At 67.4% G+C, this 2552-nt stretch carries 3 protein-coding genes; all 3 read left to right on the forward strand.

From position 1 onward, the window contains the following. A partial coding sequence (locus B2W70_RS13455; protein ID WP_286746413.1) for a hypothetical protein occupies positions 1-183 on the forward strand: 183 nt, incomplete at its 5' end. 29 nt (positions 184-212) lie between these two features. Further along, positions 213-1298, forward strand: a complete 1086-nt coding sequence (locus tag B2W70_RS13460) for a cell division protein FtsZ (RefSeq protein ID WP_286746416.1) — start codon at positions 213-215, stop codon at positions 1296-1298. Further along, on the forward strand, positions 1298-2552 hold a 1255-nt coding region (ligA, locus tag B2W70_RS13465), incomplete at its 3' end, for an NAD-dependent DNA ligase LigA (RefSeq protein ID WP_286746419.1). The genes B2W70_RS13460 and ligA, both read left to right, overlap by 1 nt.

Here is a 2552-nt window from a genome sequence, read left to right on the forward strand (position 1 = left end):
GAACGCTACGCTCGCCTGGTCAAGAACATGTCCAGCGGCACCCAGTTCCTCTTCATCTCGCACAACAAGATCGCGATGGAGATGGCCGAACAGCTTGTCGGCGTGACCATGCAGGAGCAAGGCGTCTCTCGCATCGTTGCGGTCGACATGGAAGCCGCGCTCGGCATGGCCCATGCAGCCTGAGGCCCGCCGTCTCGCCCCACAGATTCCCCATGAACCACTCCCTGACCCTTTACCTCGCCATCCTCGGCGGCATCGTTCTGGCGGCCGTCGTGGCCCACGGTGCCTGGACGGCGCGCCGTGCTGCAGCCAACCAACCTCGGCGGGCCACGCTCGAGCCTGTTGACAGCAGCGTCCAGTCGGGCTTGTCGCTCGACAGCGTGCCCACCGAGCCGATGGTGGACGCAGGCGGTCCTGTTTCGCCGGAGTTTGCTCCCAACGCCGCCGCCACAAGCTTGCCGCCAGTTCGCCGAGGTGGGCCTCGTCTCGATGCCCTGGTCGATGCCATCGCCACCTTGACGATCGAGTCGCCGCTCAGCGGTGACCACATCCTGCTGCACCTGCCGCCCACCAGGCGCGCGGGCAGCAAGCCCGTGTTGGTCGAGGCCCTGCGCGCCGATTGCGGCGAGTGGGAGTTGCCCCAGGCAGGCGTGCTCTACACCGAGCTGCAAGGCGGCGTGTTGCTGGCCAACCGCACGGGCAGCCTCAACGAAATCGAGTACTCCGAGTTCGTGCAGAAGCTGCAGGCCATGGCCGACGCCCTGGGCGCGGCCGTTGAGTTCCCCGACATGCTCGACGTCGTCGCCCGCGCCCGCGAGCTCGACGCCTTCGCCAGCGCCCACGACGCGCAACTGGCGATGCGCCTGGCGGCCAAGGGCAGTGCCTGGTCATTGGGTTATGTGCAGCAGCAGGCAGCGCGGCACGGCTTTGTGCCCGGCGTGCTGCCTGGCCGGTTTGTTCTGCCCGGCGCGGAAGACGGAGCTCCGCCCGTGCTGACCCTGCAGTTCGACGCCCAAGCCGCTTTCGCGGAAGACGCCGACCAGGCCACGCTGCGCGAGTTGCTGTTGTGCTTCGATGTGCCTCAAACGGCCTCAGAGCTTGCGCCGTTCAAAGCGTGGTGCGCCGCTGGTGAGGCCCTTTGCCTGACCATGGACGCGGTCATGCTCGACGACCAGGGGCAGCCTTTCTCGCCGGCAGCCTTCGCGATGATCGAGGGCGAGCTCCACAAGCTGTACGTGGCCTTGGCCGCGCGGGACCTGGCCGCCGGGGCTCCCTCCACCCGCCGCCTGTTCAGCTGATGTCTCAGAACGACCTGTTTGCTCCCGCCGAGCCTCGGGGCCCGGCGGCATCCGAGCCCCTGCCGGCGGCCACTGAAGCAGCGCGTTTGCGGGCCTTGCTCAATGAGCACGCCCACCGCTACTACGTGCTCGACGAGCCCACCATCCCCGACGCCGAGTACGACCGCCTGTTCCAGGCCCTGCAGGCCATCGAGGCTGAACACCCCGAGCTGCGCACGCCCGATTCGCCCACGCAGCGGGTCATTGGCCAGGTGCTGGATGGCTTCGAGCCCGTTCGCCATGCCGTGCCCATGCTCTCGATCCGCACCGAGACCGACACCGAAGCGAGTGGTGCTGAGGCCTTTGATGCCCGTGTTCGACGCGAGCTTGCACTGGGTGACGAGGCCCCTTTGGTGGAATACGCCGCCGAGCTGAAGTTCGACGGGCTCGCCATCAACCTGCGATACGAGCATGGCGTGCTGGTTCAGGCCGCCACACGCGGCGACGGTGAAACCGGCGAGAACGTGACCCAGAACATCCGCACCATCGGCCAGATCCCGCTGCGGCTGCAAAGCGTGCAAGCGCCGGTGATCGAGGTGCGCGGTGAGGTGTTCATGCGCCGCGATTCTTTCGAGGCCCTCAACGAACGCCAGCGCGAGCAGGGCGCCAAGACCTTTGTCAACCCGCGCAACGCCGCCGCAGGTGCCGTGCGCCAGCTCGACCCAGCCATCGCCGCCCAACGGCCTTTGAGCTTTTTTGCCTACGGCCTGGGTGAGGTGCAAGGCTGGGACACGCCCGAGACGCACAGCGGTGTGCTCGACGCGCTGGCTGCTTTTGGCTTGCCTGTGTGCGCAGAGCGCTGTGTCACCGAGGGTGCCGCCGGTTTGGTCGCATTTCATCGTGAGATGGGCGTGCGCCGCGACCAGTTGCCATTCGACATCGACGGCATCGTCTACAAGGTCAACCGCCGCGACCTGCAAGAGCGACTGGGCTTCGTCACACGCGAGCCCCGTTGGGCCGTGGCACACAAGTACCCCGCGCAAGAGCAGCTCACGCAGGTCGAAGGCATCGACATCCAGGTGGGCCGCACCGGCAAGCTCACGCCTGTGGCGCGCCTCAAGCCGGTGTTCGTGGGCGGTGTGACCGTCACCAACGCCACGCTGCACAACCTGTTCGAGTTGCGTCGCAAGCGCGTGCGCGTCGGCGACACCGTGATCGTGCGCCGTGCCGGCGATGTGATCCCCGAGGTCGTTGGCGTGGTGCCGGGCGAGCGGC

Origin of the sequence: Aquabacterium sp. UBA2148, from assembly GCF_002328915.1 — a bacterium.
Taxonomy (GTDB): domain Bacteria; phylum Pseudomonadota; class Gammaproteobacteria; order Burkholderiales; family Burkholderiaceae_C; genus Aquabacterium; species Aquabacterium parvum.